The 26,064-nt window shown below is 38.2% G+C and carries 28 protein-coding genes and 1 riboswitch; of the genes, 25 read left to right on the forward strand and 3 right to left on the reverse strand.

The annotated features are described in order from the left end of the window. The first annotated feature begins 7 nt into the window (after window positions 1-7). The 5 genes from AC4D4A_RS00180 (at window position 8) to AC4D4A_RS00200 (ending at window position 3,999) form a co-directional block, all read left to right on the forward strand. Window positions 8-385, forward strand: a complete 378-nt coding sequence (locus tag AC4D4A_RS00180; protein ID WP_490994023.1) for a hypothetical protein — start codon at window positions 8-10, stop codon at window positions 383-385. A gap of 222 nt (window positions 386-607) precedes the next feature. After that, window positions 608-1,096, forward strand: a complete 489-nt coding sequence (locus tag AC4D4A_RS00185; RefSeq protein WP_490994024.1) for a DUF3907 family protein — start codon at window positions 608-610, stop codon at window positions 1,094-1,096. 158 nt (window positions 1,097-1,254) lie between these two features. Beyond that, the gene (locus AC4D4A_RS00190; protein WP_490994025.1) at window positions 1,255-2,124 is read left to right on the forward strand and encodes a superoxide dismutase; all 870 of its coding nucleotides are present in this window, start codon (window positions 1,255-1,257) and stop codon (window positions 2,122-2,124) included. A 147-nt stretch (window positions 2,125-2,271) separates the two neighbouring features. Further along, a complete protein-coding gene (locus AC4D4A_RS00195; RefSeq protein ID WP_490994026.1) occupies window positions 2,272-2,784 on the forward strand; it encodes a MogA/MoaB family molybdenum cofactor biosynthesis protein in 513 nt (170 codons plus the stop codon). A 195-nt stretch (window positions 2,785-2,979) separates the two neighbouring features. After that, window positions 2,980-3,999: a ThiF family adenylyltransferase gene (locus AC4D4A_RS00200; protein ID WP_490994027.1), complete on the forward strand. Its 1,020-nt coding sequence runs from the start codon at window positions 2,980-2,982 to the stop codon at window positions 3,997-3,999. 135 nt (window positions 4,000-4,134) lie between these two features. On the opposite strand, the gene moaC is transcribed toward AC4D4A_RS00200, so the two are convergent. Continuing rightward, window positions 4,135-4,623 (reverse strand): cyclic pyranopterin monophosphate synthase MoaC, encoded by a 489-nt coding sequence (moaC, locus tag AC4D4A_RS00205; RefSeq protein WP_490994028.1) that lies wholly within the window; start codon window positions 4,621-4,623, stop codon window positions 4,135-4,137. Between the two features lie 64 nt (window positions 4,624-4,687). Between moaC and AC4D4A_RS00210 the strand changes: the two genes are divergently transcribed. The 19 genes from AC4D4A_RS00210 (at window position 4,688) to AC4D4A_RS00300 (ending at window position 22,361) form a co-directional block, all read left to right on the forward strand. Further along, on the forward strand, window positions 4,688-5,944 hold the full coding sequence (locus tag AC4D4A_RS00210) for a molybdopterin molybdotransferase MoeA (protein WP_490994029.1): 1,257 nt from the start codon (window positions 4,688-4,690) through the stop codon (window positions 5,942-5,944). A gap of 167 nt (window positions 5,945-6,111) precedes the next feature. Beyond that, a complete protein-coding gene (locus AC4D4A_RS00215) occupies window positions 6,112-6,537 on the forward strand; it encodes a molybdenum cofactor biosynthesis protein MoaE (RefSeq protein ID WP_490994030.1) in 426 nt (141 codons plus the stop codon). 17 nt (window positions 6,538-6,554) lie between these two features. Further along, complete coding sequence (gene moaD, locus AC4D4A_RS00220) at window positions 6,555-6,788, forward strand: molybdopterin converting factor subunit 1 (protein ID WP_490994031.1); 234 nt, start codon at window positions 6,555-6,557, stop codon at window positions 6,786-6,788. Window positions 6,789-6,897: 109 nt separating this feature from the next. Continuing rightward, window positions 6,898-7,914, forward strand: a complete 1,017-nt coding sequence (moaA, locus tag AC4D4A_RS00225) for a GTP 3',8-cyclase MoaA (protein ID WP_490994736.1) — start codon at window positions 6,898-6,900, stop codon at window positions 7,912-7,914. 130 nt (window positions 7,915-8,044) lie between these two features. After that, a complete protein-coding gene (modA, locus tag AC4D4A_RS00230) occupies window positions 8,045-8,827 on the forward strand; it encodes a molybdate ABC transporter substrate-binding protein (protein ID WP_490994032.1) in 783 nt (260 codons plus the stop codon). A gap of 10 nt (window positions 8,828-8,837) precedes the next feature. After that, window positions 8,838-9,494, forward strand: coding sequence for a molybdate ABC transporter permease subunit (gene modB, locus AC4D4A_RS00235; protein ID WP_490994033.1), 657 nt, complete (start codon window positions 8,838-8,840; stop codon window positions 9,492-9,494). A 326-nt stretch (window positions 9,495-9,820) separates the two neighbouring features. Next, entirely contained in the window at window positions 9,821-10,936 is a 1,116-nt protein-coding gene (locus AC4D4A_RS00240) for a serine hydrolase (RefSeq protein ID WP_490994737.1), read from the forward strand. After that, entirely contained in the window at window positions 10,929-11,522 is a 594-nt protein-coding gene (locus AC4D4A_RS00245; RefSeq protein ID WP_490994034.1) for a nucleoside recognition domain-containing protein, read from the forward strand. Before AC4D4A_RS00240 ends, AC4D4A_RS00245 begins: the two co-directional genes overlap by 8 nt. Next, the gene (locus AC4D4A_RS00250) at window positions 11,522-12,052 is read left to right on the forward strand and encodes a spore maturation protein (protein ID WP_490994035.1); all 531 of its coding nucleotides are present in this window, start codon (window positions 11,522-11,524) and stop codon (window positions 12,050-12,052) included. The genes AC4D4A_RS00245 and AC4D4A_RS00250 overlap by 1 nt, the downstream gene beginning before the upstream one ends. 225 nt (window positions 12,053-12,277) lie before the next feature. Next, on the forward strand, window positions 12,278-13,006 hold the full coding sequence (gene rluB, locus AC4D4A_RS00255) for a 23S rRNA pseudouridine(2605) synthase RluB (protein WP_490994036.1): 729 nt from the start codon (window positions 12,278-12,280) through the stop codon (window positions 13,004-13,006). A gap of 86 nt (window positions 13,007-13,092) precedes the next feature. Further along, the gene (resA, locus tag AC4D4A_RS00260; protein WP_066107578.1) at window positions 13,093-13,620 is read left to right on the forward strand and encodes a thiol-disulfide oxidoreductase ResA; all 528 of its coding nucleotides are present in this window, start codon (window positions 13,093-13,095) and stop codon (window positions 13,618-13,620) included. A gap of 15 nt (window positions 13,621-13,635) precedes the next feature. Next, complete coding sequence (resB, locus tag AC4D4A_RS00265) at window positions 13,636-15,294, forward strand: cytochrome c biogenesis protein ResB (RefSeq protein ID WP_490994037.1); 1,659 nt, start codon at window positions 13,636-13,638, stop codon at window positions 15,292-15,294. Next, window positions 15,275-16,453 carry a c-type cytochrome biogenesis protein CcsB gene (ccsB, locus tag AC4D4A_RS00270; protein WP_490994038.1) on the forward strand — a complete coding sequence of 393 codons (1,179 nt, stop codon included), beginning with the start codon at window positions 15,275-15,277 and terminating at the stop codon, window positions 16,451-16,453. The genes resB and ccsB overlap by 20 nt, the downstream gene beginning before the upstream one ends. A gap of 336 nt (window positions 16,454-16,789) precedes the next feature. Beyond that, on the forward strand, window positions 16,790-17,509 hold the full coding sequence (locus tag AC4D4A_RS00275) for a response regulator transcription factor (protein WP_490994039.1): 720 nt from the start codon (window positions 16,790-16,792) through the stop codon (window positions 17,507-17,509). Further along, the gene (locus AC4D4A_RS00280) at window positions 17,509-19,281 is read left to right on the forward strand and encodes an ATP-binding protein (protein ID WP_490994040.1); all 1,773 of its coding nucleotides are present in this window, start codon (window positions 17,509-17,511) and stop codon (window positions 19,279-19,281) included. The genes AC4D4A_RS00275 and AC4D4A_RS00280 overlap by 1 nt, the downstream gene beginning before the upstream one ends. A 92-nt stretch (window positions 19,282-19,373) precedes the next feature. Beyond that, on the forward strand, window positions 19,374-19,694 hold the full coding sequence (locus AC4D4A_RS00285) for a hypothetical protein (RefSeq protein WP_490994041.1): 321 nt from the start codon (window positions 19,374-19,376) through the stop codon (window positions 19,692-19,694). Between the two features lie 680 nt (window positions 19,695-20,374). Continuing rightward, window positions 20,375-21,820: a D-xylose transporter XylE gene (gene xylE, locus AC4D4A_RS00290; RefSeq protein ID WP_490994042.1), complete on the forward strand. Its 1,446-nt coding sequence runs from the start codon at window positions 20,375-20,377 to the stop codon at window positions 21,818-21,820. Window positions 21,821-21,990: 170 nt separating this feature from the next. Continuing rightward, window positions 21,991-22,101: an SDR family NAD(P)-dependent oxidoreductase gene (locus AC4D4A_RS00295; protein ID WP_490994043.1), complete on the forward strand. Its 111-nt coding sequence runs from the start codon at window positions 21,991-21,993 to the stop codon at window positions 22,099-22,101. Then, entirely contained in the window at window positions 22,098-22,361 is a 264-nt protein-coding gene (locus AC4D4A_RS00300; RefSeq protein ID WP_490994044.1) for a hypothetical protein, read from the forward strand. Before AC4D4A_RS00295 ends, AC4D4A_RS00300 begins: the two co-directional genes overlap by 4 nt. Before the next feature lie 512 nt (window positions 22,362-22,873). On the opposite strand, the gene serA is transcribed toward AC4D4A_RS00300, so the two are convergent. Further along, entirely contained in the window at window positions 22,874-24,457 is a 1,584-nt protein-coding gene (gene serA / locus AC4D4A_RS00305) for a phosphoglycerate dehydrogenase (protein ID WP_490994045.1), read from the reverse strand. 380 nt (window positions 24,458-24,837) lie between these two features. Continuing rightward, window positions 24,838-24,968, forward strand: a riboswitch (FMN riboswitch). 175 nt (window positions 24,969-25,143) lie between these two features. Between serA and AC4D4A_RS00310 the strand changes: the two genes are divergently transcribed. After that, window positions 25,144-25,731: an ECF transporter S component gene (locus AC4D4A_RS00310; RefSeq protein ID WP_148629896.1), complete on the forward strand. Its 588-nt coding sequence runs from the start codon at window positions 25,144-25,146 to the stop codon at window positions 25,729-25,731. Window positions 25,732-25,786: 55 nt separating this feature from the next. Here AC4D4A_RS00310 and AC4D4A_RS00315 read toward each other — a convergent pair whose 3' ends face one another. Continuing rightward, window positions 25,787-26,035 carry a ferredoxin gene (locus AC4D4A_RS00315; protein WP_066107552.1) on the reverse strand — a complete coding sequence of 83 codons (249 nt, stop codon included), beginning with the start codon at window positions 26,033-26,035 and terminating at the stop codon, window positions 25,787-25,789. Between the last annotated feature and the right edge of the window lie 29 nt (window positions 26,036-26,064).

The raw sequence follows: 26,064 nt of genomic DNA on the forward strand, positions 1-26,064 counted from the left end.
ATAAAGCTTGAAAATCTTGTCTTGTATAGGATATGAGTTAGAAAAGGAAAAACCCAATTCACCTGAGGATTTTTTCAATCGTTCAACCGTGACATACAAGCAAAATGGAAAAATAAAAGAATTTCAGGTTATATATCTTCGTTATTTTGAAGAAGTTTTATTAGAACAAAAGGGTGAGTGGATGTCCCAGGTTCAGGAATTACTGACAGGATATACGTTGAAAGATATTATTGCCGTCCTTTGTTTGATGCAAAACTCGCATTTTCATGAAAGGAAACGGGTATATATAAATTCTGAGGATATATTTTTAACTATTTTTAAGGATTTACCATATGCCCAGATAAAAGAAATTTTAAATAAAATGCAGAAAAATCCAGAAGTTTGAGTTGGAATTGTCGTATAATAATGTAAATTATTCCTCCCTGAACGTTAATCAACAATAAAAATAGGTTGAATATGGTAAACTATTTAGTAACTGAGCTTAAAAGAAATGATTGTGGCCAGGGAAGGTTAAGAGTTTGTTTGTCCTATAAGAAAGTAAATGAACACAAGGATTAGTGAAGTTTTACATGATCAAAGGGTTTGAATTTTTAAGGGAGGGTTCCGGTTGGGTAATACATTAGTGAAGAGCCAGTTGGAGGATGTAACATCATTTTTGGAGCAAACAGTACAAACTCTCGAGATTTACATGAATGATATGACAATTGAACGTTTGATGGAGGAAAAAAACGGCGATGAGCTCTATTATAAGGGCTTGTTTTCAACAATCCGCAAGCTGTTGGTTTATTGTGAAGAAGGCTTGGAGGCTTGCAGGATTGTCCTTAAAAACGAACCATTTAATAAAGGGGCTGCTGAGCGAGTTCTTTACCGTGTATACCACAAATGTATTGAAGAATATTTTGCTCCAAAAAGTGACTTATGGTTTGAGGACAGCCGTTCAGCGTATACAGGGCGCAATTGTATAAAATTCCGTGAAGAGGCACCTGAAAGCTTGAAAAACCTGATTACTAAACTGGAATTTGATGTTCAAAAAATAAGAGAAGAACTTGAATACTATGAAACCGATTATCGGACAAAGATGGTTCAATCAAATTAATAAGATATGAATGCGATTACGTATAGTGTAATCGCATTTTTATTTGGGTTTATCTTTTTAGAAGCAACGTTATATATAACTGCCTATTCGATTTAAAAAACAAGAATGAAGTCAACCCTCTCTTGAATATAGTAGTACGACGGGGAGGTTGATTTAGTGTGAATCCTTTTAAAAAGTATTGGGAAGAGGTAGATAAATGGAAGACAGCGGTTGTTGATTGGGCGGCCGATCAAGAGGAGTCATTTCGGAGTATGATCATGGGCCGAGTTGATCATCTCACGGCTTATTTAAACAGCATGAAAAATAAAACCCCATCCCAAAATGAGTTAATAGAGCTTCAGAATATGATGAAGGAGCTGGATGAATCTGTTCAAAAGGCACAAAACGGCGATTCATTTGTACCGCCTGGAAGGCATGCCCTACCGCCATTGCCATACTCCTATAATGCTTTGGAGCCCTTCATAGACCGGGAGATTATGAGATTGCATCATACTATTCATCATCAGACATATGTCGATGGGCTGAATAAAGCAGAAACTGAAATGAAAAAAGCTCGTGATAAGGATGATTATGGCCTTTTAAAGCATTGGGAAAGAGAAGCTGCTTTTCACGGATCAGGACACTATTTGCACACCATATTTTGGTACAATATGAAGCCTGATGGCGGTGGAGAACCAACAGGTGAATTAATGAACTTTATTAAAAGAGACTTTGGCAGCTTTGCAAAGTTCAAAAAGGAATTTACTGAAGCTGCCAAAAAGGTGGAGGGTGTAGGTTGGGCGATTTTAGTTTGGTCCAATCGAGCCCATCGGCTGGAAATTCTACAATCTGAACGGCATATGATTCTAACTCAATGGGATACAATTCCTTTATTAGTATTAGATGTTTGGGAGCACGCATATTATTTACAATACAAGACCGACCGTCCAGCTTATATAAACAACTGGTGGAATTTGGTGAATTGGGACGATGTTAGAGAACGATTTGAGCAGGCACGGAAAATTGGCTGGAAGATATATAAGAAATAAAAGTACGTTCAAATACACCAGGTTTATTATATCGGGTTGACCAAGATTTTTGGTTGACCTTTTTAGTTGAGGTCTAGTTTATTACCCTATACTTCCTTACCTGAGCAAGTCTATTACATGATAATATGATGTAAGGGAGGGATGGGCATGAGTTTAATAGAGCATCGTGAAGCTGCTCCGGATTATGTGAAGGTAATGGTGCTTACGGTAAGTGATACAAGAGATGAGCATACGGATCGAAGCGGGCAGCTTATGATGCGTTTGTTGCAGTCAGCTGGACATATTATTACGCGCTACCAGATAGTGAAGGATGAGCAGGATGCGATTCAGCAGGAACTCTCAGCTGGATTAGAGGATAAAGAGGTTGATGCCATTATAAGTAATGGTGGCACTGGGATTGCCTATCGAGATGTAACGATTGAAACCATTAAAGGTTTATTAGATAAAGAGATGCCCGGGTTTGGTGAGATTTTTCGAATGCTGAGTTATCAGGAGGATATTGGTTCCGCAGCTATTTTATCCAGAGCCATCGCCGGAGTAACCCAAGGGAAGGTAGTCTTCGCAACACCTGGTTCCACTGGCGCAGTAAAGTTAGCAATGGATAAACTGATTTTGCCGGAGTTAGCACATGTCGTAAGAGAACTGAAAAAGGACCTATAAGTTATATAAAAGATGAAGCCTTCATTTAATAGGTTTCATCTTTTTTAGTTACATAATGATTCCCTAGTAAGGTCTATTGTATTTAATATTCTGATAATATAAAATGGAATACAATCCAATATCTGGTCGGTGGATTGGATGACTACGATTAACTAGATGAGTGGATAGTACGGTTAAATAAAGGAGCCAATGAACATGGATACTCGATTTTCTAGGCAAGAGTTGTTTAAGCCTATTGGCCGGGATGGTCAAATACGCTTGGCTGAATCAACAGTAGGTATTATCGGGTGTGGTGCACTTGGTTCGGTCATTGCGGAGACACTAGTTCGTGCAGGTGTAGGGGCGATACATTTAGTGGATCGTGATTTCGTAGAAATGTCCAATTTACATAGACAGCAGTTATTTGTGGAGAAAGATGCTTTTGATCTGACAGCTAAAGTGATAGCTGCTGAGCAACGATTGAAGGAAATTCGCTCAGATGTTCACCTCTTTACGTATTTAGAAAATGCAGATGGTCCACTCATCGAAGATATAGCAGAAAAATGTGATATCTTGGTAGACGCAACTGACAACTTTGAGACAAGAATGGCTATAAATGATGCTGCACATAAATATGGGATACCTTGGGTGTATGGGGCTTGTGTAAGTGCGAGTGGTACTGTTTTCACTTTCATACCGGGTAAAACAGCTTGTTTCAGATGCCTTTTCCCGTCTTTGCCCTCGTTAAATGAAACCTGTGATACGGTTGGAGTTATTGCTCCATCCGTTCAAATTACGGCAGCCCATCAATGTACAGAGGTTATGCAATGGTTAACTGGCCATCCGGAGAAGCTTCGGGAAAAAGTATATCATTTTGATGTTTGGAATCATACGAGTCTAGAGGTTGGAGTGGCTCGTATTAAAAAAGAGGGTTGTCCTACATGCGGACATTATCCTGTATATCCTTCGCTGGAAAAAAATGAAGATATGAAATCGATGGTGTTATGCGGGCGAGATACTATACAAATCATCCCTCATGCTAATCGCCGTGTATCTTTAGAAGATGCAGAGAGACTGGTCAAAAGACAGGGGTATCGATATAAAAGGACTCCTTATTTTATCCAATTTCATACAGAACACTATCGGATGATCTTGTTTACAAACGGGAGACTGTTAATACATGGATTGCAGGATAGCACAGAGGGACGGAAATTATTTCATCAAATGTTTGGGTAATACAGTGTCGAAGAAAGGCCATGGAAGGCTGAGTAACTTTGTCTGCCTTCTGCAAGAATAATGGGAAGTGAGTACATTCCTGTTAACTTATTTAAAAACAACTAACCGAAATACAATGAAACCTTCAGTTTATCTTCAATTACGCGTGTAATCACCGTTTTTGCCACCAGTCTTTTTTAAAAGCATGGTTGGTCCAATGACCATTTCTTTTCCGGAGGCTTTGCACATATCATAAATGGTTAATGCTGAAACAGATGCAGCCGTAAGTGCTTCCATTTCAACACCAGTAGAACCTATTGTTTTAACTTCAGCAAGAATACTAATTTCATAATGGGAGTTTGCTTCGTCTATTTCCCAATTGAATTCAATATTAATACCAGATAGCGGGATAGGGTGACACATAGGAATAATAGAAGATGTTTGTTTGGCAGCCATAATTCCGGCAACCTGGGCAACGGCAAAGACATCCCCTTTTTTATTTGAATAATCAGTAATTTGAGAATAAATAGATTGGTTTACAATAATAGAAGATTTAGCAAGAGCAGTCCGAACTGTTGCACCTTTATGGGAAACATCAACCATTTTGGCACGACCCTGTTCATTGAAATGGGTGAATTGTGTCATAGAAAACATCCTTTCTATATGATTTATCCATATTATAGCATTCTATTTGTAAGGAGATAAAAGAATGGTAGAAAAAAGAATACCAATTCCAATTTCAGAAGCAATAGAGAAAATTATGCAAGAAATACAGCCTGCTTCAACTGAAATGGTCTCTTTGTCAGAAGCTTATGGCCGAATTTTAGCAGAGCCGATTATAGCTAAACATGATGTTCCTCCATTTGATCGATCGGCATACGACGGATTTGCCATTCATTCCTCCGACTCAGTTGGAGCCTCAGACGAGCATCATGTATCCTTTCAGGTCATTGATGAGGTTGGGGCTGGATATATTTCTAAAAAGACACTTGCTCCCGGAGAAGCCATTCGGATTATGACTGGGGCCATGATGCCTGAGGGTGCAGATGCTGTTGTGATGCTGGAACAGGTAGTAGAACAGGAAAATCAAATATCAATTTATCAATCATTTGAAATGAATGAAAATGTGTCTCCTAAAGGAGAGGATGCTACGAAAGATGATCGACTTATCGAAGAGGGGGCATTCATTACACCAGGTGTGATTGCATTGCTGGCAACCTTTGGATATGCGCACGTGAAAGTAGCCAAGAAGCCAGTAGTTGGTATTTTATCTACAGGTACAGAATTATTGGCAGTGGAGGATGATCTGGTACCAGGCAAAATCCGCAATAGTAACGGACCCATGATTGAGGCACAGCTGAGGCGGATGGGAATTGAAAATCATACGTATGGTATTCAAGCAGATAATCTTAAGCAATCCCTACAAACAGTGGAAAAAGCAATTGATGAGACAGATTGCCTTATTACAACTGGTGGTGTTTCGGTTGGTGATTTTGATTTTATGCCAGTCATTTATTCACATCTTGGAGCGGATGTCTTATTTAATAAAGTGGCCATACGCCCAGGTAGTGTTACGACAGTAGCGGTGAAAAAAGAAAAATATTTATTTGGTTTATCTGGAAATCCATCAGCCTGCTATTCGGGCTTTGAATTATTTGTTCGTCCTACGCTGTTAAAAATGATGGGTAGCTGTAAACCATTTATGCCTAACGTAAAGGCTGCATTAACAGAAGATTTTTTGACGGCTAATCCGTTTACTCGCTTTATTCGAGCAACGTATGAAGTAACTTCTTCAGGATTAAGCGCCACTCCTGCAGGCTTTAATAAATCGAATGCGGTGACCTCCATTGCTAGGGGAAATGCATTTATCGTTCTCCCTGGTGGAAAAAAGGGCTGGAAGGCTGGAGATGAAGTTGATTTGTTGCTATTGGGAGTAGAGGAAGGGATATCTCGATGGATGCTATGATAGTTGATATTAGGGTTATAAACTGGTGAGAAAACAATACTTTTCGAGATAGTTGTATCTCTTATTAATAAAAATTCACGAATCGGTTTGTAAACATATATGTCGTGGGCGGTAGAAGAAGAGTCATAGAATAGATGGATGCTAGATTATGCAGGGATGTGATTATCATGAAACCATTTGAAATAGTTCAGGGTCCAATAGAGGTTCAAAAATATGCAGATTATGTATTACACAAGGGAGCAGGGGCAGTAACCGTGTTCTCCGGTCATGTAAGGGAATGGACAAACGGTGTTCGGACATTATCTTTAGCCTACGAGGCATATGAACCAATGGCTGAAAAAAAGCTAGAGGAAATCGGAAGAGAAATTGAAGTGAAATGGCCGGATACACGAGTGGCGATTGCTCATCGTATCGGACAACTGGAAATATCAGATATAGCCGTTGTTATAGCTGTTTCTTCACCTCATAGAAAGGATGCTTATGAAGCAAACGAATATGCGATTGAACGGATTAAACAAATTGTCCCAATTTGGAAAAAGGAAATTTGGGAAAATGGTGAAGAATGGGTGGGAAATCAACATAAAAAGCCATGATCAGAGGAGTCAATAAAATGATAAAAATTCTCTATTTTGCAAGTATGCGAGACTTGACCGGTAAAGCGGAAGAGGATATCGCACGAATGGAATGGTCTGTCCGAGAGTTGCTGCAATGGGCAGAGGAAAGCTATCCAAACTTCAACAGGCATTCAGTCCTCGTTGCGATAAACGAAGAATATGTGACTGAAGATGAGAAAATTAGCGATGGAGATGTGGTGGTTTTTATTCCGCCGGTTAGCGGTGGCTAAAGAAAACCGTTTTTACAGCTGTTAAGGACTATAAGAGTTAAATGAATAAATGGAATTCCGCTTTAAACTATTAATGACCTGGAAAACGAATGAAAAGAAGGGAATAACCATGACCTCACAGCCTTTGTTGGATAAATTAAAAAGACCAATTCGTGATTTGCGACTATCTGTTACGGATCGCTGCAATTTTCGCTGTACATATTGTATGCCTAAAGAAATTTTTGGAGATGATTATGCGTTTTTACCGAAACAAGAGCTTTTGACTTTTGAAGAGATAGAACGGACAGTCCGTTTATTTGCAGGGCTTGGTGTGAAGAAGCTGCGTTTAACAGGTGGGGAGCCCCTATTACGCAGTCATTTATCTGAATTAGTCGAAAGGTTAGTAAAAATAGAGGGAATTGAGGATATTGGTCTAACTACGAATGGTCTTTTGCTTTCAAAGTATGCTCATGACTTATACAATGCTGGACTAAGACGTTTAAATATTAGTCTTGATTCTTTAGATAACGAAGTATTCGGTCATGTAAACGGTCGTGGCATTAAGCCCTCTGCTATCTTGAGGAATATTGAGAATGCCGTTAACCTTGGTTTTCATGTCAAGGTGAATATGGTTGTCCAAAAGGGAATCAATGATCATGACATCATCCCCATGGCTTCTTATTTTAAAAAAATGGGCGTAACTCTACGCTTTATCGAATTTATGGATGTAGGTAATGATAATGGATGGAGCTTAAAAGAGGTTGTAACGAAAAAAGAACTATACGAAAAGCTGTCTAAGGTTTTCGATTTAGAGGCAGTGGATGAGCAGTATTTTGGAGAGGTGGCTAAACGCTATCGCTATAAAGATAGCAAGAGAGAAATTGGTTTTATCACATCCGTGTCCGATTCATTTTGTTCTTCCTGTACACGGGCTCGGGTTTCCTCGAACGGTCATCTTTATACGTGCTTATTTGCTTCAAATGGCTATGATTTAAAAGAATTAATCCGTAGAGGTGCAACAGATGAGGAACTGCTGGAATGCATTCGTCAGGTTTGGGAATTAAGAGCGGACCGTTATTCTAATGAACGGACGGAACAAACGCTATCGAATAGAAAAAAGATAGGGATGAACTTTATAGGTGGTTAAGCTATCCATAAACCCTTGAGGAACCAGGAGACAAAACTGGATTAAGTGAAAATCAGAAACGGTTTTCATTAAAAAAGACTGAATTTTGGGATGATTTCTGTTTAAGTAGGTATACATCAAGGAGGATTACATGAAAAAATCAGTATCCTTTTTTATAATGCTATTCCTTGTAATCAGTGCTCTGGTAGGATGTTCTGAACAAGAAGTAAAAAATGAAAAAGTAGAGCTAAGAATTTCAGCTGCAGCTAGTTTGCAGGATGCGCTGCGAGACATTCAAGCGGTTTTTGAAAAAGAAAATCAAGAAATAAATATTACATATAATTTTGCTGGCTCAGGTGTCCTTCAGCAGCAAATCATACAAGGTGCTCCTGTGGATTTGTTTTTTTCATCTTCAGAAGATAAGTTTGAATCATTAATAAGGGCAGAAATGATTGCGGACGGGGAGCATATTAATTTATTAGAAAATGAACTTGTCTTAATTGCGCCTAGTCCTAATGAAAATAACCAAATTAGTGGTTTTGAAGATTTAAGGAATGGAACAATCGATAAGATCGCAATTGGTATTCCTGAATCTGTTCCTGCAGGAAAATATGCCAAGGAAACATTAGAGGTGCTAGAAATATGGGATAAGGTAGAGAGTAAGCTCATTTTAGCAAAAGATGTTCGCCAAGTCCTTTCGTACGTTGAAACAGGTAATGTAGACGCTGGTATTGTATATAAAACAGATGCTCTTGTATCTGATAAAAGCAGAATCATCTCGACGGCAAATAAAGAACACCATACACCTATTTTGTATCCTTTAGGTATTCTAAATGATACAAAATATCCTATTGAAGCAAAGAGATTTTATGACTATCTTCAATCGAAAGAAGCAAAGGCCATATTTGAGGAGTATGGATTCATAGTGAATTGAGGAATTTAATATGTTACATGATTTTTTATCACCTATTATTCTGTCAATTGAAATAGCAGTGGTTTCGGGAATGATTGTTATTGTATCAGGGACTTTCATTGGCCACTATTTATCTATGAAATCTTTTAAAGGCAAAGCAGTTTTTGAGACGTTTCTTATGTTGCCATTAGTTCTGCCGCCATCAGTGGTAGGATTTATTTTGATTGTCTTGTTTGGAAAGCAAAGTATCATTGGACAAGCCATTGAGTGGATTTTTGAGAAGCCCGTCATATTTACTTGGTGGGCGGCTGTCATTGCTGCTACGGTTGTGGCTTTTCCCCTTATGTACCAATCAGCTAAGTCGGGATTTCAAGGTATTGACCATGAAATCGAGGATGCTGCTCGAGTAGATGGAGCAAATAAATGGCAGGTTTTTCTTTATGTTTCCATTCCGTTAGCAGCGAGAGCGCTTATGACGGGCGGTATTCTAAGCTTTGCCCGAGCTTTGGGGGAGTTTGGCGCTACTTTAATGTTTGCTGGAAATATTCCGGGCGTTACGCAAACCGTTCCTATAGCTGTTTATACAGCCCTTGACTCTGGCAATATGCTTATGGCGTGGATGTGGGTTATAGCTATTGTTTTACTATCTTTTCTCATGCTGTTCGCAGTTCAATTAAAAAAAGAGTGATGCTTGTAAAAGGCAACGAAGTTTACGTAAACGTTTCGTTGCCTTTTTTGCATGTAATTATATAGCTGAAGAACCCTGACATTCTCCATCATCCCAAATTTGGTTCACCTACCACTTCCCCCTGAATAACCTGACTTCGAATATTTAAGAATTTAAGCGCATAGACTTGTACAAAAACATGAAGGGGACGAGTGTGGGTGAAAGTGTACTCTTTCAAATATAAACGTAAGAAATATAACTCGAAACGTAATCTTTCAGTAAAGAACGATCCAATCCGCTTAGTGTTATGGAAGCTGGCAGGCACCATCCTCATTGTGATTTTGTGTTTGGCAAGTTTACTTTCGCCGGTAAAAACAGTTTCTGCACAAGCACAAGAGCTAGAAAGAATCCAAACAGGGGCTAAAAGTGCCATTATGATTGAGCAGAGCACTGGTCGGATTTTATATGAGAAGGATGCCCATACAAAACGAAGGATAGCGAGTATTACTAAAATTATGACCGCTATTCTTGCGATTGAATCGGGGAAGATGGATAAAACTGTAACGGTGACAGATGCGATTTTAAAAGCAGAGGGTTCGGCGATCTATTTGCAGGTAGGAGAAAAAATAAAATTAAGCGACCTTGTCTATGGGCTTATGCTCAGGTCAGGAAATGATGCAGCGATTGCCATTGCTGAATATGTTGGAGGAAGTGTGGAGGGTTTTTCTGCATTAATGAATCAAAAAGCAGATTGGATTGGCATGGAGAATAGTCATTTCACCAATCCGCATGGTCTTGATGATTCTGATAACCATTATTCCACAGCCTATGACATGGCAATCCTAACCAAGTATGCGATGGGGAATAAAATGTATCAGAAAATTGCCGGAACTAAGATCCATCGGGCACCTAACCCAAACGAAGTATGGGATCGTGTTTGGAAAAACAAAAACAGACTGTTAACGGAAAAATATAAATACACTACAGGCGGTAAAACAGGGTATACAAAAAAGGCCCACCGCACATTAGTAACAACCGCATCCAAGGATGGATTGGATCTTATTACGGTTACAATCGATGATTCTACAGATTGGGCCGATCATATAGCTCTTTTTGAGGCTGGATTTAACAATTACACATTAATTGAAGTAGTGCCAAGTGGAAAAATAAAAGCGATAAAAAAAGGGTTTTATAAAAATAAAGCCTATTTAAAATCATCACTATCCTACCCGCTTACGAAAGAAGAACAAGAGCAGGTCGAAGTAAAGTATGAACTGAAAAAGCCAAAAAAACAGTGGAAAAAAGGAAATAATCTTCCGGCAAAGGTTGGAAAGGTAAATTTAATTCTTGATGGACAAACGCTACTATCTAAACCGGTTTATCTACATAAAAAAGACCAAACTGTCTTCAGTATATGGAAAGATGTCTTCTATACTTTTTCAGGTGTAAACTCAAATGGTTAATTATATATGGGTTGGAATCAGTATAATTGGAATCATTTATGCGATGTTTACTGGAACAATGGCGGAAGTGAATGAAGCAATCTTTAAGAGCGCAAAAGAATCGGTCACCTTATGCTTCGGCTTAATGAGTGTCCTTGTTTTTTGGTTAGGTATTATGAAAATCGCAGAAGAGGCAGGTCTATTGGATAGTTTAACCCGTTTGACTAAGCCGATCGTATCCAGACTTTTCCCGGAGGTGCCGCCAAATCATCCGGCAATGGGATATATCGTATCCAATATAATGGCCAACACATTTGGACTGGGAAATGCAGCAACACCCCTGGGTATAAAGGCGATGGAACAATTAAAGGACTTAAATGGCGGAAAGGATACAGCAAGCCGCTCTATGATAACGTTTCTGGCATTGAATACCTCTGGTCTGACGCTTATTCCAACAACGGTCATTGGAATCCGTATTCATTATAATTCAGCCAATCCAACAGAAATTGTTGGCCCTACCTTTTTGGCAACCGTCATAGCAACAATAGCAGCTATTATTTTAGATCGGTACTTTTACTGGAAAAGAGCAAGAAAGGGGATGGACTGATGCATTGGATTTCGACCATTTCAATTTGGATGATACCTGTGGTTATCTTGCTCATCCTTGTCATGGGGGCCATAAAAAAGGTCCCGACCTATGAGAGCTTTGTAGAGGGCGGGAAAGATGGGATTAAAATCACATTTTCAATCATCCCCTATCTGATTGGTATGATGGTGGCCATTTCTATTTTTCGCGCTTCCGGTGCGATGGATTTGTTGATAGGCTGGATGAAACCGGTATTAAACTTTTTGGGTGTGCCATCAGAGGTAGTGCCTTTAGCATTAATAAGACCCATATCGGGAAATGCATCTCTCGGAATGGTCAGTGATTTGATTGCCACATATGGACCGGATTCTTTTATAGGGAAGGTTGCTTCTACCATCCAGGGGAGCACAGATACAACCTTATATGTCTTAACAGTTTATTTCGGTGCAGTGGGAATTAAAAAAATGGGGGATGCCTTAAAGGTGGGATTGTTAGCTGATCTCGTCGGGATTGGTGCGGCAATCTTATTGGCTTCCATTATGTTCCAATAGACACAAAATTGTCACAAAATGATAAAATAGGTGAAAAAAATAGTCGGATTTAACAAAAATCGGTATAAAAAGCCGATTTTTTTGTGTTTCTTAGTAAGTAATGAAATAATATGCGTGATAGGACATATCACTTTCTGCAAAAACAAAGTATAATGAACAACTAGGTAGAATGCCTATTATTTGAGTAAAGAATACAGAAAAAGTAAAATTAGACAGGTGATTAAAATGGAAAGATTACAAAAAGTGATAGCACAGGCAGGAATCGCCTCCCGAAGAAAAGCGGAACAGTTAATCGTAGAAGGCAAAGTAACTGTTAACGGTAAGATTGTAAAAGAGCTTGGCGTTAAGGTTGGCCCAAATGATCAAATAGAGGTAAGTGGAGTACCTGTAGAAAAGGAAGAGCCGGTATATTTTCTGCTTTATAAGCCAAGAGGTGTCATTTCAGCTGCCAACGATGACAAAGGGAGAAAGACCGTAACAGATTTATTTCCACTGATCAAACAACGGATTTATCCAGTAGGCAGACTGGATTACGATACATCAGGTTTGATTCTGCTGACGAATGATGGTGAGTTTGCCAATGCCCTGATGCATCCAAAGTACGAAATAGAAAAAACGTACGTAGCGAAAATTCAAGGTATTCCATCCCGCGAAATAATAAAGAAATTGGAACGTGGTGTTCAATTGGAAGACGGTAAAACAGCCCCTGCGAAAGCTAAATTGCTTTCAATGGATCGCAGAAAACAGTCCTCTATTATAGAGCTGACGATTCATGAGGGCAGAAACCGCCAAGTCCGCCGTATGTTTGAAGCGATTGGGATGCCCGTTATCAAACTTAAACGTGAAAGATATGGATTCTTGACGTTGCACGGTGTTAGTCCTGGAGATTACAGAGAATTAACACCACATGAAGTAAAGCAACTGCGTTCTATGGCGCTTCATAAAGATAAGTAAATACAACCGTAGCGCTGCCCTAAATTAGTGCCTTTCTGGCAGCGCTATATTCTTGTGTGTTTAAAGCATAGCGGGAGGGGACTTTTTTGACCAAACAAAAGCGTAAATGGATGAGAATAGGGGTTTTGGCCCTTTTGGCCGGAGCCGTCATTTATGTGGTATTTTCGAGTTTAACCATGGACAAGGAAAAAACCCTTAAAATGAATGAAACCGCTCCAAACTTTGCTCTGACAGATCTTGAAGGGGTTAAGCATGTGTTAGAGGACTATAAGGGGCAGGGAGTGTTTCTGAATTTCTGGGGGACATGGTGTAAACCATGTGAATATGAAATGCCTTATATTCAAAGTCAATATGAAGTGTTCAAAGATAAAGGTGTACAGGTATTAGCTGTCAATGTAAATGAATCTGATTTTGTCGTGAATAAATTTGTCCAAAGACATGGGCTTACTTTTCCGGTTGTCATCGATAAGGACAATCAGGTGCAGCATCAGTATCTGATTAATCCCTTGCCGGCCACATTTTTAATTGATAAAAATGGTAAGGTCGTAGATTCAACTACTGGTAGTTTAACTGAAGAGAAGATTCAAAAGATGATGGAGAAAATACAGCCATAACAAGGGGTAATAAGGATGAAGGAAATAACTTGTGAATGTGGTCATGTTAATCCATATGGAACGATATTTTGTGAAGCATGCGGTAAGGTGCTCAATAAGGAAGAAGAAGAAAAAAAATTATTGGATATGAAATATGAAGGCAGTGCAAGAAGATCGCAAACCTACAATAAATCAGTAGTTGATAAGATTTGGAATTTTTTCTCGTCCGTAAAGGTTGGCGTCACCTTAATCATTCTTCCATTAATTGCAGCTTCTATCGGTACCATCTTCCCGCAAGAAATGTATATTCCAAATGGAGAACCCGCTGAAACGTTTTATGAAAGTAAATACGGCTGGTTTGGTGAAGTGTATTATGAGTTAGGATTACATAATTTGTATAGTTCATGGTGGTTTTTGCTGTTAGTGTCCCTCTTAGGAGTTTCACTTGTTATCGCCAGTCTTGACCGCTTTATTCCGCTATTTAGAGCTTTAAAGAATCAGAGAGTAATCAGGAATGAGGGCTTTTTACGCAGACAGCGGATTTTTGGTGAAGCTGATATAGCAGAGGAAAAAGAAAACTATGAATTAATCAAAACGAGATTAAAAGAAAAGCGTTATAACATAAGAGAAGAGAACGGCAATATTTTAGCAGAGAAGAACCGTTTTTCGAGGTGGGGTCCTTATGTTAATCATATAGGCCTGATCATTTTCTTAATTGGCGGAATGTTGCGTTTTATTCCAGGGATGTATGTGAATGATTACCTCAGAATTCAAGAAGGTGAAAAGAAAGCTGTACCGGGAACGAATGGTGAGTACTTTGTTGAAAACCATAAATTTACGGTAGAAGTTTATGATAAAGATAAGGAAAAAGAAGAGTTTGAGGCAACGCTTGACCGGGTTGGTACGGTCGTGAAGAATTATCAAACAGATGCCACTCTTTATCAAGCGGTAGGGGATACCTTGCCAGGAGAAGAAGTAAAGCTTAAAAAAGTTAAAGATTATCCGATACGTGTAAATGAACCTTTGAAATTTGATTCCTTTGCTTTATATCAAACATCCTACGAGGAAAACATGACTAAAATGTCATTCACCTTAATTGATAAAGCAACTGAAAAGGAGCATGGCAACTTAACTGTTGATTTGAATAATCCGAAAGATAGCTATGACCTGGGTAATGGATACTCCGTGCACCTGGAGAGTTATTTTCCTGATTTTGAATTTAATGAGAATGAGCAGCCGACAACAAAGAGTCGATTTCCAAATAACCCTGCGTTTATCTTCAAAATGGTATCACCAGAGCATCCAGAAGGAGAAGTTAGCTTTGTTGCGATTAAACAAACCCTTGAGCCATTGGGTGAGACCGAATATAAACTTAAATTCAAAAATATAGAGACTGGTTTTGCAACTGTCTTAACAGTACGTAAAGATCTGACTTTATGGATACTTGCTCTCGGAGGGCTTATCTTTATGATTGGTGTAATACAGGGGGCATATTGGAATCATAGACGTATTTGGATTCAAAAGAGTGGGGATAAAATATTTGTGGCCGCTCATACGAATAAAAACTGGTTTGGTATCAGACGGGAGATTAATGAAATATTAGAGGGGACTTCTATTCCATTACCGTATGATCAAGCCGAAGGGGAAGAGACTCAAGAAAGAGGGGGAAAACAGAGTGGCGACTTTAAGCAGTAATTTGCTATATATTGCTTTTGTGCTGTACTTAATAGCAACTTTTGTATTTGCGGGATCCATAAAAGGTAAGAACGATAAGTGGAGTTATGAAAAATGGGCAAAAGCTGGAATCATTATCACTATTATTGGATTTGTTGCACAGCTGGGTTATTTTATCACACGTTGGATAGTGTCAGGACATGCTCCTGTCAGTAATCTATTTGAGTTTACAACATTCTTTGGAATGATGTTGGTTGGAGCATTTATATTGATTTATTTCATATATAAAACAGCCATTCTGGGGGTATTCGCGCTTCCGATTGCGCTACTAGTTATTGCGTATGCCAGCATGTTTCCGCGGGATATCTCACCACTTATTCCGGCATTAAAAAGTGATTGGTTGTATATACATGTTACTACTGTAGCAGCGGGAGAAGCGATTTTAGCAATAAGTTTTGTGGCCGGATTAATTTATCTGATACGTGCTGTTAATCAAACGAAAGCATCAAAAAGTACGTTTTGGCTGGAAGCCGTTTTATTAGGATTAATTTGTACGATTGGTTTTGTTGTATCTACTACTGTTTTTTCGATAGCTGATTATAAAACTGAATATACCTGGGTCAATAAGAGCGGTGCAGAGCAAACAGAGGAATATAATATGCCCGCGTTGTTTGTCCCGAAGGAAGCAAAATTGGTTTCTGGTACAGGGATGGATCCGTTAATTGAATTGCCATTAATAATCAATTCAAAAAAACTGAATACAGTAGTTTGGTCTATCATGATAGGTGTCGTGCTATATGGAGCGCTACGTTTAATTTTACGTAAGCGTATAGGGGCAGCTATACAGCCATTGGCAAAATCAGTGAATTTAGATTTACTTGACGAGGTTGGATACAGATCCATTCTAATCGGATTCCCTGTATTTACTTTGGGAGGATTGATATTTGCCATGATCTGGGCCCAAATAGCCTGGTCAAGATTTTGGGGTTGGGATCCTAAAGAAGTATGGGCTTTAATTACATGGCTATTTTATGCAGCATTTCTGCATCTGCGCATTTCGAAGGGGTGGCATGGTGAAAAGTCAGCCTGGCTTGCAGTTATAGGATTTATTATCATTATGTTTAATCTTATCGCGGTGAATTTAATTATCGTGGGATTACACTCATATGCAAGCATGTAAGAAAAAAGAGGACTTCCAAGTATGGAAGCCCTTTGTTTTAACTCTTCTTTTAAAAATTTAAGCTTAACCTTTTAGCTGGCAATTGTATCCCGATTTTCCGGATGTTAAGTACATATGAGAGTATGCGGACAGTAGGAAGATAGTCAAAATCTTATATTAAAAAATCTTGTTTGTAAGATTGATAGTATTATTCTATAAATTTAACTTTATAGAATAGCTTTATTTATGTAAATATTCACTTTTCTATTCCTAAATAATTGGTATCCATGTATAATAAAACACATATCGTGGATAAATTTGTATAGTTATTAGTTGATGCTTAAGGAGGTCCGGGTGATGGAAGAAAACAACATACGATTGCTTATAGTGGATGATGAGGACCGTATTAGAAGACTATTGAAAATGTATTTAGAGCGTGAAAAATATACAATTGATGAGGCTGCTAATGGGGAAGATGCTTTAGAACTTGCTTTGGCGCATGATTATGATTTAATCCTTCTGGATTTAATGATGCCTGGCAAGGATGGAATTGAGGTTTGTAAAGAACTGCGTGAAAAAAAGGCAACGCCTGTTATTATGTTGACTGCTAAAGGGGAAGAAATAAACCGAGTGCAAGGCTTTGAAGCAGGCACAGATGATTATATCGTAAAGCCTTTCAGTCCAAGGGAAGTAGTCTTACGAGTGAAAGCATTGTTAAGAAGGTCATCAAAAAATTCCTATATTCAATCAGAGACCTCAACTAAAGATGTTGTCGTCTTTAATCATCTAACCATCGATAATGATGCGCATAGAGTATTGGCGGATGGTGTAGAGGTTGCATTAACACCTAAAGAATATGAACTATTATACTTTCTCGCCAAAACCCCGGATAAGGTGTATGACCGGGAACAATTGCTAAAAGAAGTTTGGCACTATGAATTCTTTGGGGATTTACGTACCGTTGATACACATATTAAAAGATTAAGAGAAAAATTAAATAAAGTATCTGAGGATGCAGCTAGAATGATTGTAACCGTTTGGGGCGTTGGTTATAAATTCGAGGTAGTCAACGACTAATGTTTTGGAAAAGTGTAGTCGGGAAACTATGGATGACCATTATTTTGCTGTTTTCCTTCGTTCTATTTATCTTAACTGTATTACTGCTGGAATTTTTCCATAATCAAAGCATGGAGGAAGCTAAATCTTCTTTGTTTCGAACCGCCAAACAAGTTGAAACGATTCTAGAGGAACATTCAGATATCGAGCAATCAACACAAATTGTTTGGCAAATCATCGACCCGAATAAGGATATTGTTATTATTTTTGATGATACCAATATATACAGCAGTTTGAATGATATGAATAAGAAAGAAGTTTATCAACTCTTTTCTCGTGATGAAACCTTAAATAAGGCATTGGTGGGTGATAGACAAGTTTCAGAAACCACTTATCTATCGTCTATTTTGGGTGGAGATAATGTTACTCAGGGTACAATTGTCGGAATTCCAATTACTAATGATGGAATGGATGGAGCCATCTATGCATTTCAGTCTGTTGATTCGAGTGAGAGTACAAACGCACAAACGACAATCTTTATTTTGATAGCTGTCGGGATAGGAATCGTTTTAACAACGATTTTTGCTTTCTTCCTATTATCCAGAGTGACTGCTCCGCTTAGAAAAATGAGGGAAGCAGCATCTGAATTAGCCAGAGGCAAGTTTGACATGAAGGTTCCCATTTTAACAAATGATGAGATTGGTGAATTGGCGATTGCATTCAATCAAATGGCACGGCAGCTGAAGTATAATATGACCGCATTACAGCAGGAGAAAGAGAATTTATCAAATATTTTAATTAATATGGCTGATGGAGTGATCATGTTTAACAGAGACGGTGAAATTCTTGTAACAAATCCTCCAGCAGATGACTTTTTAAGATATAGTTTTCTGGATGAAACCAATCAAAAAAAACAGTCTGGAATGCAAGTCCCTGATGCATTAAGCGATCTATTCCTCGAGGTTAAGGGAACGGGAAAAGCTAAAATAGCCGAGATTAGCACGCAGGGGCACGATTGGGTCATTCTTATGAATCCCCTTTACCGTCAAAATGATATCCGTGGTGCTGTTGCTGTATTACGGGATATGACGGAGGAACGCCGGCTTGATAAAATGCGAAAAGATTTTATTGCCAATGTATCGCATGAGCTTCGTACGCCTATTGCTATGCTGCAAGGATATAGTGAAGCAATCATCGATGATATTGCGGAAACAGCAGATGAGAAGAAAGAAATGGCACAGGTCATATATGATGAATCATTAAGAATGGGACGCTTGGTTAATGAACTCTTAGACTTGGCTCGAATGGAAGCAGGACATCAGACTTTAAATATGGAAGAAATAGAAGTTGGCAGTTTTCTAGGTAGAATATCAAAAAAATTCCAGCGGGCAGCTCAGGAAAAAAATGTTGATGTCTATACAACTCTTGATCATCCTGAGGCGCTTGTTGAGCTGGACCCTGACCGTATTGAACAGGTATTTACCAATTTGATTGATAATGCCCTGCGCCATACACATGAGGGTGGCGAAGTGCAAATTATCCAAAGAACGTTGGATAATGGTACTCAATTTGACGTGAAGGATTCTGGCGTAGGTATTTCTGAGGAAGAGCTTCCATTTGTTTTCGAAAGATTTTATAAGGTTGATAAAGCAAGAACAAGAGGTAGATCTGGCACAGGCCTTGGTCTTGCAATAGCAAAAAATATTATTCATGGTCATGGCGGTAAAATAGATGTCTACAGCAAGGTTGGACAGGGTACGACATTTACATTTTTCCTGCCAGCGAAAAAGTAGAATTAAGAAGATAATTCTTGTTACACAAGGAACTGTTTGATGAAAGCATATCACTTAGGTGATGTGCTTTTTTGCATTCAGATTCCTGAAATTTGGAGCATGTTACTGTTATCAAACATCATTATCTTCTTGGCGTGAATGATAGGGGAGATAGAATAGCTATCAGTCCCGATCCTCTATTAGAAGATTTGCAGGAGTATCTCTATGGAATCAAGTTTGGTCAACCTGAATCAGTTAATAATCAATTACAGCCTATACTTTCAAGCAAACGAATTTTTGGAGTAAATCTATATGATGTTGGCTTGGGAAACAAAATAGAAGTCTATTTCAAACACCTGATTCAAGGGCCAGGTGCTGTTAGAGAGACATTGCATGAACAAATTCTTAAACATGAGAGTCATGTGACTTATTAAGTTGATAGGAAGAACCTTAATCTATAAAACTAAGCGATATTCTCTCTACAATCAGTTTATTGTTAGAGGGGTAACTGCTTAGTTTTTTTATACTTATTTATCTTTCTTTTGAATATTTAGATGAGAAATTTGGAGGTTTCTAAGCTCCATTACATAAAATAGGAAAAAAGAATTACTATTGATTATTTAATATAGATCTTTAGTTTTATATATCAAGATACTTAGTTTATCTATTAGACAAACAAAGTATTCGTTGCTATAATTTGAAATATAATAAAATGAAAACGATTTCAACTAGGAGGAATAATCAATGAATCATTTTGTCTTTTTTAAACAAGTAAACGAAGAATCCGATTCATCAAATCCATATGCATTTAAATATTATAATCTTAAAGTTGATGGATAAGCTGCTTCTGCCCTTGCTTTGATTAATTCATTACTAAAAATACGTACTCAACCACATTTAGCAAGGTATGAAATTCCTAGATAGCCTAAACTTTGATATATGGATTAGATGCGGTTCATTAAAAACAGAGGATTTATTCTTTAATCACATAGCTAGGATGGACGCTTAGTTATCGGAGCAAAACGTTATTCTATAATTAACATGGTCTTTAATGAAATGTAAAGGTTTACAAATAGTGAGTTAGCTAAAACAAACTTAAAAGGGGAAAGCAGCTATGATTAATCGGGGAAAGAATTCTTTTTACATTGTATTTTTAACACTGATTGCCGCCATCGGGGGTCTTCTTTTTGGCTATGATACAGCCGTTATCTCTGGTGCGGAAAAATCACTGGAGGTCTATTTTATCGATAGCCTTGATTTAAGTTCCTTTGTGCATGGGGCAACTACATCAAGTGCTTTGATTGGCTGTATTATTGGTGGAATTATATCAGGATATTTTTCTTCGAAATTTGGGCGGAAAAATTCATTGATTATAGCATCTATATTATTTACTCTTTCAGCTTTAGGTTCAGCTTATCCTGAATTTTTATTTTTTACAATGGGAGAACCAACTATTGCTTTGTTGCTAACATTTAATTTATATCGAATCATTGGAGGAATTGGTGTCGGTTTGGCTTCTGCAGTTGTTCCTATATACATAGGAGAGATTGCACCTGCTGATATTCGAGGAAAACTAGTATCCTTTAATCAGTTTGCCATTATTTTTGGTATGCTGGTTGTCTACTTTGTCAATTGGAAAATTGCAGACGGACAGTCGATTTCCTGGATTAATGATATTGGATGGCGATATATGTTTGCTTCAGAAGCAATCCCAGCTTTGCTATTTATGCTTCTACTGTTTATGGTACCGGAAACGCCTCGTTATTTGGCTTTGAAAAATGAAGATCGGAAAGCATTGGACATTTTAACGAAAATTAACGGTAAAACCCAAGCCCAATCTATTTTACGGGATATAAAATCATCAATTCATACAACTGCCTCCAATGGAAAGTTATTTGCCTATGGAAAATTGGTTATTGTAGTTGGAATCTTGCTTTCAGTATTTCAACAATTTGTCGGAATCAATGTTGCGCTTTATTATGCTCCGCGTATATTTGAAAGTATGGGCGCAGCTAAAGATGCATCCATGCTACAGACAATCGTGATGGGTTTGGTTAATGTCATTTTTACCATTATCGCCATTATGACTGTTGACAAATGGGGACGAAAGCCTTTACTAATTACCGGTTCTATCGGGATGGCTGTGGGAATGATTGGCATATCCGGATTAGCTTTTTCTAATATTATTGGTATTGGAACATTGATTTTTATCATCATTTATACAGCGTCATTTATGATGTCCTGGGGGCCAATATGCTGGGTTTTAACTTCTGAAATTTTTCCAAATAAAATACGTGGACAAGCTGTTGCAATTGCTGTTTCTGCTCAGTGGGCAGCTAACTATTTCATATCTTCTACCTATCCGATGATGATGGAATTTAGCGGAGGGTTCACGTATGGATTCTATGGCTTGATGAGTATCCTGTCTGCCATCTTCGTGTGGAAATTTGTGCCGGAAACAAAAGGGAAAACGCTCGAACAATTGGAAGAAACATGGACAAAAAAAGTGCCGGAAATAAAAACATCTTATACAGATGTGCTTAATCAAAAACATAGCTAAGGGATCTATAAAGGCCTCATCATAGTGATGAGGCCTTTTTGTGTGATAACGAACTGTGAAGTTCGTATAAATGATAAGGTATCAGACTTGTGCGAAAAAACAGCATTTGATCGTTTAATGAACATTAGCGTTAAAGGGGCATACCTTGGTATTGAACCGTTATTCCTGTCATGCTAGAAAATAGAGGAGGAACAATCGTCAATACTGTATCCACTAATTCTTATAAACCAACTGCATATAACGGAGTTTATTCAGCTTCAAAACATGCACTGGCTGGATGACAAAATCAATCGGTCAGGATTTTCAAAACAACGGAATATATGCGGTAGGTGTAGCTCCAAATACGATGCCAACCAATATCTCTGCAGCTGCTTCGACAACATATACAGAAGAAATAGGAGCCGCTATTCAAGCAACTACAGCTCCAAATATAGCTGCAACTGCAGATGAAGTAGCAGAGGCAATGATTTTTGCGATAGAGAATGGTAAATTATTAACGGGCTCAATCATCAACTGTGCCGGCGGTCAAATTTATAACTAAGGGGCAAATAGTAACTTCATGCTAGATTTTCTACGTAGAAAATAATAAGGAGGCTGGGACATACGTATTTCAGTCAATGATAAATTCGAACTATTAGGTGATATTTTAATAAATATTTCGCCTAATAGTCCGGATTTTTATTTATTTTCAATAGATTGGTTACTTCTGTATACCATTATTAAACTTAGTGGAATGGAGCGGAAGCTACCGACTCCTGCGGGAAGTAGAGGACGCTTAAGACCACGTAGGCGTAGCCGAGGAGGCTAAAGCCTTCCTTCCCGCGGAAAGCGAGTGGAGTAAGCGCGCAATGGAACGTACTTTTCTTCCAACTTAACACTTTAATAAGTAACAAAGTCGATAAATCAGGATCGTTTATAAGTTATGTCCCATCCTCTTTTGTTTTGATAGTCGGCTATACAAGATTATATAGGGCATTGTTCTCATTATAAATGTTGACTTAACAAGAGCATCTCTCAATCTAATAAATTATGAGATGCAATGGACTTATTATTTTATACCTCACTCAAATTGATTGCTTTGGCGACGGATATTTCATCATTGCCGGCAAGTTCATTTATGACAGAATGAGGAATTTTTTCATCAAATGTAAGAATCATAATGGCTTCGCCGCCGGCTTCTTTACGTCCTACCTGCATGGTGGCAATATTGAGATTAAGATCGCCAAGTTTTTTACCGACAATGCCAATCACACCTGGTCTGTCGTGGTGCTGGATATATAGGATATGGCCATCAGGGTAAAAGTCGATTTTGAAGTCATCGATGGCAATGATACGCGGTCCATATTCTTTTATATAGGTTGCTTTCATTTCAATTTGTCTGGTCTCGCCTTTAATTCTTACCGTTATACTGTTTGAATAGCCATATGTTTCGTTTGAGATTTTTTCACCTATGGTGATGGAGCGTTCCTTAGCGTATAACAGGGCATTTACTTCGTTGATGGTAACATCAGCCCGTTCTTTAAAAAATCCTGAAACAAGTGATTTTGTTAAAATCGATGAATCAAAATCAAAAGAATCACCGCCATATGTAATGGAAATTTCTTTTATGCCCTCGTTTATATATTGGGATAGGAAAGAGCCAAGTTTTTTCACTAATTGGTAATACGGCTGTATTCTATTAAATAATTCAGCAGGTATAGCTGGTAGGTTGATGGAGTTTGACACTGGTATTCCATCCACAAATGAGACTACTTCTTTTGCCACCTGCTTAGCCACATTTAATTGTGCTTCCGCAGTGGACGCTCCAAGGTGAGGTGTTACAATAATTTGATCCAAGGACAATAATTTATTATTCACTGGAGGTTCTTCTACAAATACATCCAGTGCAGCTCCGGCTACTTTTCCCTCAAGAATAGCATCATATAAAGCGTCCTCGTCAATTATACCCCCTCTGGCGCAGTTGATAAGATAGACACCATCTTTGCATGTTTGTATCGTACTTTTATTTAATAATCCTTTTGTATCCTTGTTTAATGGGGTGTGGACGGTGATGAAATCAGATACTTGAAGCAGGTTATCGAGTGAACCTACCGTTATGCCTAATTCTTTTGCCCGATCTGTCGTAATAAAAGGATCAAAGGCGAAAATATTCATCTGAAAAGCTCTCGCCCGTTTGGATAATTCAGTTCCAATTCTCCCCATCCCAACGATTCCTAACGTTTTACCTTTTAATTCAGCTCCGGCAAAGCGGTTTCGCTCCCAAGCGCCATTTTTTAAAGATTGGTGAGCCTGAGGGATGTTTCGGGCCAGGGATGCCATCATGGCAAAAGTGTGTTCAGCGGTAGAAATGGTATTGCCATCAGGTGCATTGACCACAATGATTCCACGATTTGTACAGGAAGGAACATCTATATTGTCGATTCCTACGCCAGCCCGGGCTACAATTTTTAGGTTTGTCATTTTGTGAAGCAAATCATTTGTTACCTTTGTAGCACTTCTGACTAAAAGTGCATCAAACAGATGCAATTCACTGCTTACTTCATCTATCTTTTTTTGGACAACCTCGATGTCATCCCTGCCAACGAATGGTGTTAAACCATCAGGCTTTATTGAATCAGCTATGAGTACTTTAAACAATCTTGTCACCATCCTGTAGAAGTATTTAATCTTGTTTCCACTCTACAAGACTTATAATCTATGTGTCAATCAAGATTCCGTATTGCAAACGCTTACTATTTTAAAATTTAGAAGAATCTAAATTTTATTGCTGCTGATACTAAAAAAAGTTTAAATTTTTATAATTTGAACTACTTAGGTGGTCGGATAAAAGAGGTGAGACCATTAGTTTAAGGTATATTTACAAATATATATTTTTTTGTTCTATTCATATAGTGATTTTAATCTCTTGTATTATTTAGTTTATTGGGATAAAATCAATATAGAAATGGTCTAGTTAAATTTACAGGTGGAATGTCTAGCCTGATTATTTTCTTAAGCCATTTTACCAATTAAATACGGTCTATCTTCGGGGCAGGGTGTAATTCCCTACCGGCGGTGATGATGTATAATCTAAGCCCGCGAGCCTGTAAAGGCAGGATTTGGTGTGATTCCAAAGCCGACAGTATAGTCTGGATGGGAGAAGATGGAGGTCTCTGTTAACGTTCAAAAAACAATCTTTCATGAACGTTTGTTTCACATTGCCTTTTCTCCCTTTATCTAATAAAGATAAAGGGATTTTTTGTGGCATGGCTTCATGATTGACGTTTTAGGCAGAGCCTTTCTTCTGGAAGAGGTAGTACCAAAACCTAAAGGAGAGAGGAATAATGAAAAGCAGTGGTGTAAGTAAGATTCAAAAAATGGTTACGATTGGGATGTTGGGTGCGATTGGATATGTTTTGATGATTATAAACTTTCCATTCCCAGGTTTTCCGGCATTTCTCCAAATTGATTTCAGTGATATTCCAGCCTTAATTGCGGCCATCATTTTTGGGCCGATTGCGGGTATCCTGGTTGAATTATTAAAAAATATTTTGGATTACATCATGACAGGAAGCGATACAGGAATTCCAGTTGGTCATTTTGCTAACTTTATCGGAGGCGTCGCGTTTATCCTTCCAGCCTACTATTTTTATAAAAAAATCGGCACTAAAAGAGGCATGGTATACGGACTAGTAGGAGGCACAATCGTATTAGCTGTATTTATGAGTCTTGTCAATTACTTCATTTTACTGCCAAGCTACAGTGTGTTAATGAATTGGAACATGTCTGGTACAGAGATTCGAGCAATGATCACCACGGCGATCATTCCTTTCAATTTAATAAAAGGAACCTTAATAGCCATTGTATTTATGCTGTTATTCACTAAAATGCAGGGCTGGTTTTCGAAGCAATCTGTAGTGCGAAATGTATAAAATAGATTAAATAAAAGCCTCTGCGAAACCGCAGAGGCTTTTATTAATGGGGAGACTATTCGAATTTTAATGCGTCTCCATCAAAGGATTCGTCAGCAACTTTAATAGAATCTGTTGGGCATCCTTCGAAAGCATCCATCATGTCATCAAGCAGAACATCTGGAATTTCGACAATACCTTGGTTATCATCTAAAGTAACAAATGCAATACCTTCATCATCATAATCGTAAATATCTGGAGCTGCTGCTCCGCAAGCACCACAAGCAATGCAAGTTTCTTTGTCAACAATAGTAAATTTAGCCATGCTAAATACCTCCCAGGTAAAAAAATATA

It is taken from the genome of Pradoshia sp. Z5_111 (assembly GCF_058267535.1).